The sequence below is a fragment of the Arsenicicoccus sp. oral taxon 190 genome, assembly GCF_001189535.1.
In the GTDB taxonomy this organism is placed as follows: Bacteria; Actinomycetota; Actinomycetes; order Actinomycetales; family Dermatophilaceae; genus Arsenicicoccus.
Map to the genome: position 1 here is coordinate 3,393,230 of NZ_CP012070.1, position 13,442 is coordinate 3,406,671.

At 74.9% G+C, this 13,442-nt stretch carries 10 protein-coding genes and 1 tRNA gene; 2 read left to right on the forward strand and 9 right to left on the reverse strand.

Annotated elements, in window-relative coordinates:
• Nucleotides 1-36: 36 nt before the first annotated feature.
• The 7 genes from rho to ADJ73_RS15805 form a co-directional block, all read right to left on the reverse strand.
• Nucleotides 37-2,178 carry a transcription termination factor Rho gene (gene rho / locus ADJ73_RS15775; protein ID WP_050349525.1) on the reverse strand — a complete coding sequence of 714 codons (2,142 nt, stop codon included), beginning with the start codon at nt 2,176-2,178 and terminating at the stop codon, nt 37-39.
• 495 nt (nt 2,179-2,673) lie between these two features.
• Nucleotides 2,674-3,624: a homoserine kinase gene (gene thrB / locus ADJ73_RS15780; RefSeq protein WP_050349061.1), complete on the reverse strand. Its 951-nt coding sequence runs from the start codon at nt 3,622-3,624 to the stop codon at nt 2,674-2,676.
• Nucleotide 3,625: 1 nt separating this feature from the next.
• Nucleotides 3,626-4,714 (reverse strand): threonine synthase, encoded by a 1,089-nt coding sequence (thrC, locus tag ADJ73_RS15785; RefSeq protein WP_050349062.1) that lies wholly within the window; start codon nt 4,712-4,714, stop codon nt 3,626-3,628.
• A gap of 1 nt (nt 4,715) precedes the next feature.
• Nucleotides 4,716-6,050, reverse strand: a complete 1,335-nt coding sequence (locus tag ADJ73_RS15790) for a homoserine dehydrogenase (RefSeq protein ID WP_050349063.1) — start codon at nt 6,048-6,050, stop codon at nt 4,716-4,718.
• Nucleotides 6,051-6,209: 159 nt separating this feature from the next.
• The gene (lysA, locus tag ADJ73_RS15795; protein ID WP_050349064.1) at nt 6,210-7,637 is read right to left on the reverse strand and encodes a diaminopimelate decarboxylase; all 1,428 of its coding nucleotides are present in this window, start codon (nt 7,635-7,637) and stop codon (nt 6,210-6,212) included.
• Nucleotides 7,638-7,640: 3 nt separating this feature from the next.
• Nucleotides 7,641-8,453 carry a hypothetical protein gene (locus ADJ73_RS15800; protein ID WP_050349065.1) on the reverse strand — a complete coding sequence of 271 codons (813 nt, stop codon included), beginning with the start codon at nt 8,451-8,453 and terminating at the stop codon, nt 7,641-7,643.
• The gene (locus ADJ73_RS15805; RefSeq protein ID WP_050349066.1) at nt 8,450-8,863 is read right to left on the reverse strand and encodes a response regulator; all 414 of its coding nucleotides are present in this window, start codon (nt 8,861-8,863) and stop codon (nt 8,450-8,452) included. The genes ADJ73_RS15800 and ADJ73_RS15805 overlap by 4 nt, the downstream gene beginning before the upstream one ends.
• Before the next feature lie 85 nt (nt 8,864-8,948).
• Between ADJ73_RS15805 and ADJ73_RS15810 the strand changes: the two genes are divergently transcribed.
• Together ADJ73_RS15810 and ADJ73_RS15815 are read left to right on the forward strand one after the other, a co-directional pair.
• A tRNA-Arg gene (locus ADJ73_RS15810) sits at nt 8,949-9,020 on the forward strand.
• 171 nt (nt 9,021-9,191) lie between these two features.
• On the forward strand, nt 9,192-11,768 hold the full coding sequence (locus ADJ73_RS15815; protein ID WP_050349067.1) for a S8 family serine peptidase: 2,577 nt from the start codon (nt 9,192-9,194) through the stop codon (nt 11,766-11,768).
• Nucleotides 11,769-11,780: 12 nt separating this feature from the next.
• Here ADJ73_RS15815 and ADJ73_RS15820 read toward each other — a convergent pair whose 3' ends face one another.
• Together ADJ73_RS15820 and ADJ73_RS15825 are read right to left on the reverse strand one after the other, a co-directional pair.
• A complete protein-coding gene (locus tag ADJ73_RS15820) occupies nt 11,781-12,680 on the reverse strand; it encodes a DNA-3-methyladenine glycosylase family protein (protein ID WP_050349068.1) in 900 nt (299 codons plus the stop codon).
• Entirely contained in the window at nt 12,681-13,436 is a 756-nt protein-coding gene (locus ADJ73_RS15825) for a hypothetical protein (RefSeq protein WP_050349069.1), read from the reverse strand.
• Nucleotides 13,437-13,442: the final 6 nt, after the last annotated feature.

Consider the following 13,442-nt stretch of genomic DNA (forward strand, 5'->3'; position numbering starts at 1 on the left):
CGGGTCCTCGTCGTATGCCGGTGACCCTGGTCGAGGTCAGCCCTCGCTCGCCCCCGGCATGGGCGTGCTGGACTGCACCTGCATGAGGAACTCCAGGTTGCTCTTGGTCTTCTTGAGCCGGTCGAGGAGCAGCTCCAGACCCTGCTGGGAGTCCAGCGCCGAGAGCACGCGCCGGAGCTTCCACATGATCTTGAGCTCCTCGCTGCTCATGAGGATCTCCTCGCGCCGGGTCCCGGAGGGGTTGACGTCCACGGCGGGGAAGATGCGGCGGTCGGCGAGCTGGCGGGACAGCCGCAGCTCCATGTTGCCGGTGCCCTTGAACTCCTCGAAGATCACCTCGTCCATCTTGGAGCCGGTCTCGACCAGCGCCGTCGCGAGGATCGTCAGCGAGCCGCCGTGCTCGATGTTGCGCGCGGCGCCGAAGAACCGCTTGGGCGGGTAGAGCGCCGACGAGTCGACACCACCGGACAGGACCCGGCCGCTGGCCGGGGCCGCCAGGTTGTAGGCGCGACCGAGGCGGGTGATCGAGTCGAGCAGCACCACCACGTCCTGGCCCAGCTCGACCAGCCGCTTGGCCCGCTCGATGGCGAGCTCGGCGACCGTCGTGTGGTCGGACGCGGGACGGTCGAAGGTGGAGGCGATGACCTCGCCCTTGACCGTGCGCTGCATGTCCGTGACCTCCTCGGGGCGCTCGTCGACGAGCACGACCATGAGATGGGCCTCGGGGTTGTTGACGGTGATCGCGTTGGCGATCGCCTGCAGGATCAGCGTCTTGCCCGCCTTGGGCGGGGAGACGATGAGCCCGCGCTGCCCCTTGCCGATCGGCGACACCAGGTCGATGATCCGCGTCGTGAGGACGTTGGGCTGGGTCTCCAGCCGCAGCCGCTCCTGGGGGTAGAGCGGGGTCAGCTTGGTGAACTCGACCCGGTCGCGGGCCTGCTCGGGGGTCTGGCCGTTGACGGCGTCGACGCGCACGAGCGCGCTGAACTTGCCCTGCTTGCCGTGCTGGTGCTGACCGACCCCGTCCTCGCCCGGGTCCTTGATGACGCCCTGCACGGCGTCGCCCTTGCGCAGCCCGAACCTCTTGACCATGCCGAGCGTGACGTAGACGTCGCCCGGCCCCGGCAGGTAGCCGCTGGTCCGCAGGAAGGCGTAGTTGTCGAGCACGTCCAGCACACCGGCCACGGGCAGCAGCACGTCGTCGTCGGAGTAGGACACGTCCTCGCTGCGCACCTCGGTGTCGCGGCCGCGGCGCTTGCGGTCGCGGTTGCGCTGGCGACCGCGCCGGCGGCCTCCGCCCTGCTCGTCGTCGTAGCGGTTGTCGCCGCCACGGTTGTCGGAGCCCCGGTTGTCGGAGCCCCGGTTGTCGGCGCGGTTGTCGCCGCCCCGGTTGTCGGAGCCCCGGTTGTCCGCCCGGTCACCGCGGGTGTCGTTGCCGCGGGCATCGGAGGAGCGGTTGTCGCGGCCGGCGTCGCGGTTGGTGTCCCGCGACCGCTCCGCCCGGTTGTCGCGGTAGCTGTCGCGGTTGGCGTCCCGCTCGCCCCGCTCACCACGGTTGTCGCGCTCGCCACGGCTGTCGCGGCCGTCGCGGTTGTCGCGGGCGCGGCCCTCACGCTGGTCCCGACCGGCGTCGCGGCCCTCGCTGGACTGCCGCTCGGCCTGCTCGCGCAGCTCGGCGGCGAGGTCGGCGGTGCGCCGGTCGGCCTCGGGGTCACGGTCGGACGCCGCGCCGGCCGGCGAGGAGGCGACCCGACGACCACGGCGGGTGCGCCGCTCGCCGGACTGCCGGTCGCGGTCACCGCCCTGGGTGTCCTGGCCCTCGCGACCGCGGGTGTCCTGGGCCTCGCGACCGCCCTGCTGCTCGCGGCCACGGTTGTCGTCCTGGCCGCGCTCGGTGTCCGGGCGACCCGAGGTCTCAGGTGCGCCGGGCTCCTGGCGGGCAGCAGGCTCCTGACGGGCAGCAGGCTCCTGACGGGCGGCGGGCTCCTGCCGAGCAGCGGATCCGCTCGCCGGACGCTGCGCCTCGGCGGGCGCAGCGTCGGCCGAGCCGGCCGCACCCTGGGCGCGGCCGCCGCCACGTCGCTCACGGATGGCGGCGACCAGGTCGCTCTTGCGCATCTTGGCGGTGCCCGGGATCCCCATCTCGGCCGCGGTGGCCTGGAGCTCCGGGAGACGCATCGCCGACAGGGCGGTGGTGCGTCGCTGAGTCCCGCCGGTGGTGGCGGTCTCGATGATGTCGGTCACGAAGGTTCCTTCCCCCTCGTCGTCTGCCCGGCACCCGTGCCTGGGCAGGAGGTCTAGCCGAGTCGGTGGCTCGGCACTGGTCCATCGACCTGGGTCCTCACCGGAGCCGCGCCGGCCGCGGGGCGGAGGCGCGCACCAGGAGAACCACTCCGTCGATGGGTCGCATCGCGTCGTGGTGGGACCCGACGCTCGGGACGCGCAGCCTGGGCGGCCGTCACGGGGAGGAGCGTGGCCACGACATGAGATGCCGGCCGGGGTGATGAGGACCGATCCTGCAGGACGACGCCTGGAGATCGGGAATCATCGGGCCGGACCACGGTCGTGCTCGATGCAAGCCCCACGCTACCACCGCCGTGGCTGCTCGCAGCACATTGGTCCGACACCGACGCGTCGCGCAGCGTCACCTCAGGCGCCGGCACGTCACAGGCGTCAGCCGTCGAGCCGCACCGCGGAGACGCCCACGGTGGGGATCCCCGGCACCAGCACCCGCCAGCCGTCCGGCATCGCGAGCGCCTGGACCTCCGCCGCCCGGTCCGTCGTCGAGAGCACGAGCACGGACGGCCCCGCCCCCGAGACGACGGCGGCGTGCCCGAGGGACCGCAGCCAGTCCACGAGCCGCATCGAGTCCGGGTAGGCGAGCCGGCGGGGCTCCTGGTGCAGCCACTCGACGGTGGCGGGCAGCAGCAGCTCCGGCCGGCGCGACATCGCCTCCACGAGCAGCGCCGCACGCGCGGAGTTGAGCGCCGCGTGCTTGAGGGGGACGTCCTGCGGCAGCGCGGCGCGGGCGGCCGCGGTGGCGAGGGTGGTCCCCGGCACCAGCACGACCGGCACGATGTCGGGGTGCACGACGACCTGGACGGTGCGCACCGGGGTGACGGCCGGCGGACGCTCCGACCAGGACAGCGTCATGCCGCCGAAGACGCTGGCCGAGGAGTTGTCGGGGTGCCCCTCGTGGTCGGCGGCCAGCTCGTTGACCAGGTCGAGGTCGATGCCCACCTCCCCCGACAGGGCGACGTTGAAGAGCGCGGACGCGGCCGCGTAGCCCGCCACGGCCGCGGTCGCCGAGGACCCGAGGCCGCGCGAGTGCGGGACCCCGTTGCGGCATACGAGTCGCAGACCCGGGGGCACCTGCAGACCCAGCCGGCCGAGCCCGAGCGCGAGGCAGCGGTAGACGAGGTGGCTGCGGTCCCGGGGCACCTCCTGGGCGCCCTCGCCGGTCACGTCGATCGCGAGGCCGGACCCCTCGACGACCACGTCGTAGGAGTCCCAGACGCCGAGGGCCAGCCCGATCGCGTCGAACCCCGGGCCGAGGTTGGCGCTGCTGGCCGGGACGTTGACGCGGACGGCCGTGCCGAGCGGCAGGGCGGTCGCGGTGCTCACGTCAGTCCTCGAGGCCGAGCGCAGCGGCGACCGACATCGCGTCGACCGGCACCGTGACGGGCGCGACCTCGGAGCCGTCGGCGGTCTTGAGGGCCCACTGCGGGTCCTTCAGACCGTGGCCGGTGACGGTGCAGACGATCCGCGCGCCGCGGGGCACCAGGCCCGCCTCGGCGCTCTTGAGGAGGCCGGCGACCGAGGCGGCCGACCCCGGCTCGACGAAGACGCCCTCGCGCGAGGACAGCAGGCGGTGGGCGGCGAGGATCTGCTCGTCGGTGACGGCGTCGATGAGGCCCTCGGACTCGTCCCGCGCCGCCTCAGCCTGCTCCCAGGAGGCGGGGTTGCCGATGCGGATCGCGGTGGCGACGGTCTCGGGGTGGTCGACGGGGTGCCCCAGCACGATCGGGGCCGCCCCGGCCGCCTGGAAGCCCCACATCCGCGGCCGCAGCGTCGCGACCGGCTCGAGGCGGTCGGTGACCTCGGCATACTGCCGGTAGCCGCGCCAGTAGGCCGTGATGTTGCCGGCGTTGCCGACCGGCAGGCAGTGGATGTCGGGTGCGTCGCCCAGGGCGTCGACGACCTCGAAGGCCGCGGTCTTCTGCCCCTCGATGCGCGCCGGGTTGACGGAGTTGACGAGCTCGACGGGGTAGGCCTCGGCGAGCTTGCGGGCCACCGTCAGGCAGTCGTCGAAGTTGCCGTCGACCTGCAGGAGGGTGGCTCCGTGGGCGATAGCCTGGGACAGCTTGCCCAGCGCGATCTTGCCCTCGGGGACCAGCACGGCGCAGGTCATCCCGGCCTTCGTGGCGTAGGCCGCGGCCGAGGCGGAGGTGTTGCCGGTGGAGGCGCAGATGACGGCCTTGGCGCCGGCGCGCGCCGCCACGGAGATCGCCGCGGTCATGCCGCGGTCCTTGAAGGAGCCGGTCGGGTTGAGCCCTTCGTACTTCAGGTGCACCTCGGCGCCGACGAGCTCGGACAGGTGCTCGGCGGGGATGAGAGGGGTGCCGCCCTCCCGCAGCGTCACCACGGGGGCGCCGGACAGCATCGGCAGCCGCTGGGAGTACTCCTCGATCACGCCGCGCCACTGGTGGGCCATGTCACTCTCCTTCGACACGCATGACGGACGACACCTCGCGCACCTGCGGGAGCTGCGCGAGCGCCTCGACGGTCGCCGCGAGCGCGGCATCGGGGGCGGCGTGGGTCACGACGACGAGCTCGGCGCGCTCCTCGCCGTCGTGCTCGTCCTCGCGCGCCTGCTGCTGACGGACCGTCTCGATGGACACCTCGTGACGGGCGAACTCCGTTGCCACAGCGGCGAGCACGCCGGGCTCGTCGGCCACGTCGAGGCTGATGAAGTAGCGGGTGCGGGCCTCTCCCATGGGCAGCACCGGCAGGTCGGCGTAGGCGGACTCCCCCGCGCCACGGCCTCCCAGCACCCGGTGCCGCGCGACGGCGACGACGTCTCCCAGCACGGCGGAGGCCGTGGGGTCGCCGCCGGCGCCGCGACCGTAGAACATGAGCTCCCCGGCGGACCGCGCCTCGACGAAGACGGCGTTGAAGGCCTCGCGCACCCCGGCCAGGGGGTGGCTCGTGGGGATCATCGCGGGGTGCACCCGCACGCTCACCCCGCTCGGCTGCGCGTCCTCGCCGTCGACGCGCTCGCAGATGGCGAGGAGCTTGACGACGCACCCCATCCGCTCGGCGGCGGCGACGTCCGCGGCGCTGACGTCGGTGATGCCCTCGCGGTAGACGTCGCTGCCGCTGACCCGGCTGTGGAAGGCCAGCGAGGCGAGGATCGCAGCCTTGGCGGCAGCGTCGAAGCCCTCGACGTCGGCGGTCGGGTCGGCCTCGGCGTAGCCCAGCGCCTGGGCCTGCTCGACGGCCTCGCCGAAGCCGGCACCGGTCGTGTGCATCTTGTCCAGCACGTAGTTGGTGGTGCCGTTGACGATGCCGAGGACCTTGCGCACGTCGTCGCCGGCGAGGGACTCGCGCAGCGGGCGCAGCAGCGGTATGGCGCCCGCCACCGACGCCTCGTAGTAGAGGTCGACGCCGGCGGCCTCGGCTGCGGCATACAGCTCCGGACCGCGCTCGGCGAGGAGCGCCTTGTTGGCGGTCACGACGGAGGCTCCGTGCTCGAAGGCGCGCAGGATCAGCATCCGGGCGGGCTCGATCCCGCCGATGACCTCGACGACCACGTCGGCTCGGGTCACGAGCTCCTCGGCGTCCGTGGTGAACAGCTCGGGGTCGACGCCGGCGGCGCTGCGGTCCCGGCCGATCCGGCGCACCGCGATGCCCACGAGCTCGAGCGGCGCACCGGTGCGGGCCGCGAAGTCGTCGGCCTGCTCGGTCAGCAGCCGCGCCACCGCCGACCCGACGACGCCGCACCCGAGCAGGGCCACCCGGATCGGGGTCTGCTTGTCGCTGTCCTCCACCTGTGGTGCTCCTCGGTCCTCGTGGGCGCGGCTGGGTTGCGGGAGCAGCCCGTATGCCGGGTCGCCCGCCGTCTCAGTCTCGTCCGGTCTCGCGGGCCCTGCTCGCCGCTGCCCACCATGCGGGACGAGGCCGTCCCTCCAGGCGAGACAGTCGAGGGCTCAGGCGTCGGCGACGTCGAGGGCGAGGAGGTCCTCGATCGTCTCGCGGCGCACGATCACCCTGGCGGCGCCGTCACGCACCGCGACGACAGGGGGTCGTGGGGTGTGGTTGTACTGGCTGGCCATGGCGCGGCAGTAGGCGCCGGTGCCGGGCACGGCGATCAGGTCGCCGGGGCGGACGTCGGCGGGGAGGTACTCGTCGCGGACCACGACGTCACCGCTCTCGCAGTGCCGACCCACGACGCGCGACACGACGGGGTGCGCGTCGGAGCGGCGGCCCGCCATCGTGCACGAGTAGTCGGCGCCGTAGAGGGCGGTGCGGATGTTGTCGCTCATGCCGCCGTCGACCGAGACGTAGAGCCGCGTGGCGGCCCGGTCGACGTGCACCTGCTTGACGGTGCCGACCTCGTAGAGCGTGAAGGTGGAGGGCCCCGCGATCGCACGGCCCGGCTCGATGGACACCCGCGGCGGGTCGAGCTCCAGGGCGCGGCACTCGCGTCGCACGATCTCGGCCATCTGCTCGGCCAGCTCGGTCGGCGTCAGCGGGGAGTGCTGGGTGGTGTAGGCGATGCCGTAGCCGCCCCCGAGGTCCACCTCGGGCATGGCGACGCCGAGCTCGTCGCGGACCCGGGCGTGCAGCCCGAGGATGCGCCGGGCGCTCAGCTCGAAGCCGCTGGTCTCGAAGATCTGCGAGCCGATGTGGCTGTGCAGCCCGAGCAGCCGCAGGCCGGGGCGCGCGACGATGCGCTCGCACGCGGCGAAGGCCTCGCCGCCGGACAAGGAGAAGCCGAACTTCTGGTCCTCGTGCGCGGTCGCGATGAACTCGTGGGTGTGCGCCTCCACGCCCGCGGTCACCCGCACCATGACGCCGACCTCGACGCCGCGGTCGCGGGCGAGCGCCGAGACACGGTCGATCTCGGTGTGGCTGTCCACGATGATGCGGCCCACCCCGGCGGCCACCGCGGCCTCGAGCTCGGCCGCCGACTTGTTGTTGCCGTGGAAGCCGATCCGCTCCCCCGGCATGCCCGCTCGCAGGGCGGTGGCGAGCTCGCCGCCGCTGCAGACGTCCAGGTGCAGCCCCTCCTCGCGGACCCAGCGGGCCACCGCGGTGCACAGGAACGCCTTGCCGGCGTAGTACACGTCCGCGCCGCCCCCGACGTCGGCGAACGCCGCGTCGTAGGCGGTCCTGAAGTCGCGGGCGCGGGCCCGGAAGTCGTCCTCGTCGATGACATAGGCCGGCGTCCCGAACTCCTGCTGGATCGCCGTCACCGGCACCCCGGCGACCGTCAGCACGCCCTCGTCATCCTTGGTGACCGTGCGCGGCCACAGCCCCGGCTCGAGGGCGTTGACGTCGTCCGGCCAGGGCAGCCACTCCGGCGCCGCCGAGTATCCCGGGGCGTGCAGGGCGCCGGCCTCGTGTGCGTGCATCAGCTACAACCTCTCGATCGGAGTCGTCCCGGTGGCGCGCAGGGCGCTCGCGAGCGCGTCCCGCAGCGCGGCGACCAGGGTGGGGTCGGGGCGCTCGGGACGCGGCTCGCGGGTCCACGACACCACAGCCTCGCCGGTCCGCGCGAGCCAGTCCGTCAGGTGGTGCGGGCGGCCACCCGCCCCCAGCCGGTCGGCCACGCGCAGCGCGTCCGCCCCCGCGACGAGCACCTCGTGCGACGGCAGCCCGTATGCCGTCTCCCCCGTCCCGCCCCACGACGTCTCCCCCGTCCCGCCCCACGACGTCTCCCCCGTCCCCCAGCACGACGGCTCCCGGAGATGGCGGTCTGCGCCGGCCGCGTCGGGGGGTGGCAGCAGCGCCGTGAGGCGGGCGTGGCCGAGCTGGGCGCGGTAGACCGGGTCCTCCAGCGAGCGCCGCCGGGCGACCGGGGAGGAGGCGGGGGGAGAGGCGGGGGAAGAGGTAGGCGGCCGGCCGGGGGCGGCGATCTCGGCCCACCGCGCCGGGACCTGCCGCACCAGCGTCACGAGGGCGTCGTCGGTCAGCGTGAGCAGCAGGTGCCCCCCGCTCGAGACGGCGGCGGCGCGGACAGCGGGGTGCGGCGCGAGCACCGTGGCGAGGCGCCCCGCGAGGTCGGCCGCGGCCGCCGGGTCCCCCGCCGCGAGCCGCAGCGGCAGGGCGCTCACCCAGTCCACGCCCGCGCTGCCCGGCTCCAGCGGCGGCCCGGCGGCGGGCAGCGGCAGGTCCAGCCGCGCCGCGGCCCCGGTGATGAGGTGGGACGGTGACCAGGGGGGCGTCATACGCGCCCTGACGCCGCCAGGATCCCGACCATGGCGAGGAGCTCGTCGGGCTCGAAGGGCTTGGCGATGAAGCCGTCCACCTGGGCCTGCTCCGCCTGCACCCGGTGGTGCGGCTGCACCGAGGCCGTCACCATGACGATCGGGATGTCCTCGAGGTCCGGGTCGGCGCGGATCATGGCGACCATCCACCAGCCGTCCCGGCGTGGCATCAGCGCGTCCACGGTGATGACGTCGGGGCGCGCCACGGTGGGGTCGCGCAGGATCTCCAGCGCCTCGATGCCGTCCGCCGCCTCGATGACGGCGTAGCCCTCCAGCTCCAGGTTGAGCCGGATCAGGGTGCGGATCTGGTCGGCGTCGTCGCAGACGAGCACGGTGGCGAGCCGCTCCGTGTCGCCGTGGACCCATTCCATGTTTGGGAGCCTAGGCTGGTATGGTCGTTCCTCGCACGAGCCTGACGCTCCGACAGGGCGCGTCGTCGCGTGATCGTGCTGCTGAGCCCCCATAGCTCAGGGGATAGAGCACCGCCCTCCGGAGGCGGGTGCGTAGGTTCGAATCCTACTGGGGGCGCTCTCGACGAGGCCCGTCCACCGCCACGGTGGGCGGGCCTTCGTGCTGCCCTCGGGGCGGATTGCCGGAGTCGGGCCCCCGGTGGAGGGACCGACGACTACTCTGCGTTGGTACCCAGTGAACGGAGTGTCCCCGGTGCCCCGCTTTCTCCCCTCCCCGCGGCGACCCTACGTGGTCAGCGTCGCCGTCACCGCCCTGCTCGCCCTGGGCACCCTGGCGGGCGTGACGCCCGCCGCCGCCTCCGGTCCCGCCCAGGCGGCTCAGGCACCACCGGCTCGACAGGGCGCCGCGTCCACCGCCTCCCCCGGCTCCTACATCGTGCGGCTCACCGCCCCACCCGCCGCGCTCGCACCGGCCACCAGGGCGACCCCGCGGTCGAGGTTCCAGGCGCGCTCGGCCACCACGCAGGCCTACACCCAGGGACAGGCCGCCCGGCAGCGAGCCCTGGCCCGCCGGCTCGGCATCACCATCGACCGCCAGCTCACCCTCACCACCAACGGGTTCAGCGCCCGGCTGACCGCCGCCCAGGTCGCGGCGCTGCGCCAGGACCCGGCCGTCGCGGCGGTCGACCCGGTGCAGCGGCGTCGGCCGCAGGTCTACCGCACCCCGGACACGCTGGGCCTCACCGGCTCCACCGGGGTGTGGAGCCAGGTGTCCCCGGTGCCCGGCAGCCCGCTGCAGGCGGGCAAGGGCGTCGTCGTCGGCGTGCTCGACACGGGCGCGTGGCCGGAGAACTCCAGCTTCCGGGGCGGCGCGCTCGCGACCACCCCCTCGACGTCACCCGGGGTGGCGTGGAGCACGACCGGCGGGGCGACCACCTCCCTGGTCAAGGCCACCGGCGCCACCTTCACGGGCAGCTGCACCGGAGCCGTCGGCACCAACCCCGTCGAGGCGTGGAGCCCGGCCGCCTGCAACCAGAAGCTGGTCTCCGCCCGCGCCTTCCCCACCACCGACGGCCACTTCGTGAAGTCGCCCGCCACCAGCACCACCGACCCGGACTACTGGTCCCCGCGCGACAACGAGGGCCACGGCTCCCACACCGCCTCGACCGCCGCCGGCCTGCAGGTGCCGATGGGCGGCACCTGGGGCACCAGCGCGGGCATCGCGCCGGGGGCCGCGCTCGCCGCCTACAAGGTCTGCTGGGACTTCTACGGCGTCGACGACGACCACGACGGGCACCCCGACAACTACTGCCTGGACGACTCGGTGGTCGCCGCCGTCGAGCAGGCCGTGGCCGACGGCGTCGACGTCATCAGCTACTCGGTGTCCGGCGCGTCCAACACCGTCGCCGACCCGGTGTCCCGCGCCTTCCAGGCCGCGGACGCCGCCGGGGTCTCCGTGGTGGCGGCCGCGAGCAACGACGGCGACACGGGAGCCGGCAGCGTCGACCACGTCGCCCCGTGGGTCACCACCGTGGCGGCGTCCGGCTACAACGCGCCATACGGCGTGGCGTCCTGGTCCGGCAAGGGGCCGAGCCAGGCCGCCGACGCCGGGATCCTCAAGCCCGACCTCGCCGCGCCGGGCGTCGGCATCGTCGCGGCGGTCACCCCGACCAGCTGGTCGACCAGCGCCCCGTCGGCCTTCGCCAGCTATGACGGCACCTCGATGGCGACCCCGCACGTCGCCGGGCTGACGGCGCTGCTGCGCGCCCGGCACGCCACGGACCCGCTGTGGACCCCGAGCGCCATCCGGTCCGCGCTGATGACGACCAGCCGCGCCACGTCCACCCCCTCGCCGTTCGCGCAGGGCGCGGGCTACGTGGTCCCGGCCGCCGCGCTCGACCCCGGGCTGCTGCTCGACGCCACGCCCGAGGACATGGCGCGGTTCGCGCAGGGGCAGGGCGTCGACACGGGCCGGGTCCCGCTGGACCCCACCGACCTCAACCTGGCCTCCATCGCGGTGCCCCGCCAGGGCGGAGAGCTCACCGTGCGGCGCACCCTCACCGCCACCCGCGCGGGCACCTGGACCACGACCGCGTCGATGCCCGGGTACGCCATCTCGGTGGCGGGGCCGCTGACGGCGACCGCCGCCGGGCAGCGCCTGACCCTCGCGGTCACGCTGCGCCCCGCCGGCACCGCGACCGGCCAGTGGGCGTCCGGCACCGTCACGCTCACCCCGAGCGACGGCACCCCCGCGCAGCACCTCCCCGTCGTGTCCCGGCCGAGCTTTTCCCAGCCCGGTGACCTGACCGCGACGGGACGCTCGGGCCGGCTGCCGATCCGGGTCGCGAGCCCCACCGCGGGCCGGTTCACGCCAACGCTCGGTCTGGGCCAGCCCGCGCGGGTCAGCGGCGCCGTCACCACCAACGGGACGTGGACCAGCCCCTCCTTCGCCGTGCCGGCCGGGGCGCCGCTGCTGCGGGTCGGGCTGACCGGCAGCGGCATTCGCGACGACCTCGACCTCCAGCTCCAGCGCCTGGGCACCACCGGCTGGACCGAGGTGACGATCGGGGCCTCGCCGTACGCCGTGGAGCAGGTGGAGCTGGCCAACCCCGCCGCCGGGACCTACCGCTACGCGGTGCAGGGATACCGGGTCAGCGGGGCCGGCTCCTTCGTCACCGAACGCCTTGTCCTGCAAGCGGTCCCGACGACCACGTGGACGACCAACCCGCGCATCTCGATCCTCGCGGCCGGCCAGACGTCGACCCCGTGGCTGGTGTGGACCGGGCTGGAGCCGGGCCGCACGTATGTCGGGTACGCCCGCTACCCCACCTCCACGCGCGGCACCTTCCTGCGGATCACCACCTGAGCGACCGGCGGGTCAGCGCGGCAGGTGGGTGCGCGGCGCCATCCGCGGCCCGCGCCGCGGCCGGACCGCCCCGGACAGCTCGAGCAGCCGGGCGACGCGGTACCGGTGACCGGCGTACGGCTCGAGGACCCGCGCCATGGCGTGGTCGTCGCCCTCGACCCCGGTGAGGGCCCAGGTCACGTTGCGCGCCACGTGGTAGTCGCCGAAGCTCACGGCGTCGGCGTCGCCCAGCGCCCGCTGGCGCACCTCCGCGGCGGTCCAGACCCCGATGCCGGGCACCGTCCGCAGCCGGCGGTGCGCCTCGCGCAGCTCCAGGCCCGCGCACTCCTCCAGCCGGGGCGCCACGGCGAGCGCCCGTTGGATCGTGGCCGAGCGCGCGCCGTCCACCCCGGCCCGCAGCCACGCCCAGGACGGCACCTGACGCCACACCGCGACCGGCGGCGCCACGACGAGCCCCAGCGCGGCGCCGGGCCCGGGCGCCGGCTCGCCGTAGGTCCGCACCAGCCGCCGGTAGCCGCCGAACGCCTCGTGGCCGGTGACCTTCTGCTCGATGATCGCGGGGACCAGGGCCTCGACGACCAGACCGGTCCGGATCACGCGGAACCCGGGGTGCAGCCGGGCCGCCTGGGCCACCGGTCCGTGGACCGGCACCAGCGAGGTCGGGTCGTCGCGCTCCCCCACCAGGTCGGGCAGCCGGTCGAGCAGCCAGGCCGCGCCGGCCCCCCACGACTCGGCGACGACGTCGGCGCCCTGCCGCTCGAGGTGCAGGGTCGCGGCGCCGTCAGGGGTGCGCAGGGCGCGCCACCACCCGCCGGTGGCCGTCGGGCGGCCCGTCGGGTCGCCGCCACCGCGCTGCAGGCAGGCCAGGGTCGAGCGCAGGTCCAGCGGTGCGCGCGGGCGGAGCCGACGCACTCAGCGACGCCTCAGCGTCAGCCGGGCCAGCGCGAAGGCACTGCCCTCGGCCCGCCGGCCCTCGTCGTCGCAGGCCCCCTGCACGGCGGCCGCCAGCCGCCGGCCCACCTCGCCGTCCAGGTCCCCCACGAGGACCAGGCCCAGGTCGTGGGCCCGCGCCTCCAGGGCCCGCAGGTCCGCCCGGCCCATGGCACCCGGCGCCTCCAGGCCCCCCACGGGGACGGTCACGACGACCGCCCCGCCCGGCCGCAGCACCGTGGCCGCCAGCTCGAGCACCGCGTCGACGTCCCCCGCGACGGCGCCGTCGGGATGCAGCCGCGTCACCAGGTCCACCGCGCCACGCTCCGGCGGGGCCTCCCGCACCACCCGGAACCCCCGCGCCCTGCTCCACCGGGACAGCGCCGAGCGCCGCGCCCCGAGGTCCAGCACCACGCTCGAGCGGGTGCCGTCGTCGACCAGCCGCTCCAGCGCCGCCACGGCGCCGAGCGCCGCCCACGCGTCGACCTCGTCCAGGACGAGCGGCAACCCCAGCTCGTCGGAGACACCCCGTTGCTCGTCGGCCTCGTCATACGACGCCAGCACGTCGGTGGGGAGCACCCAGTCCGGCAGGTCCGACCGACGCAGGCGAGGACCCGACGCGCCCCCGGCGGCACCGAGTCGGCGCACGATCCCGGCCGTGAGGGCTGCGCCCGCCGCGACTCCCGCCGTCGCCCCCGCCACGCGCGCGAACGTCCGCGCCACGTGCCCCAGCGCCATCGGCCA

Bases quoted from the DNA above. Each gene is read 5' to 3' on its own strand.
- rho (WP_050349525.1), bottom strand. From the start codon at position 2,178: ATGCGTCTCCCGGAGCTCCAGGCCACCGCGGCCGAGATGGGGATCCCG.
- thrC (WP_050349062.1), bottom strand. From the start codon at position 4,714: ATGGCCCACCAGTGGCGCGGCGTGATCGAGGAGTACTCCCAGCGGCTG.
- lysA (WP_050349064.1), bottom strand. From the start codon at position 7,637: ATGCACGCACACGAGGCCGGCGCCCTGCACGCCCCGGGATACTCGGCG.
- ADJ73_RS15800 (WP_050349065.1), bottom strand. From the start codon at position 8,453: ATGACGCCCCCCTGGTCACCGTCCCACCTCATCACCGGGGCCGCGGCG.
- ADJ73_RS15805 (WP_050349066.1), bottom strand. From the start codon at position 8,863: ATGGAATGGGTCCACGGCGACACGGAGCGGCTCGCCACCGTGCTCGTC.
- ADJ73_RS15825 (WP_050349069.1), bottom strand. From the start codon at position 13,436: ATGGCGCTGGGGCACGTGGCGCGGACGTTCGCGCGCGTGGCGGGGGCG.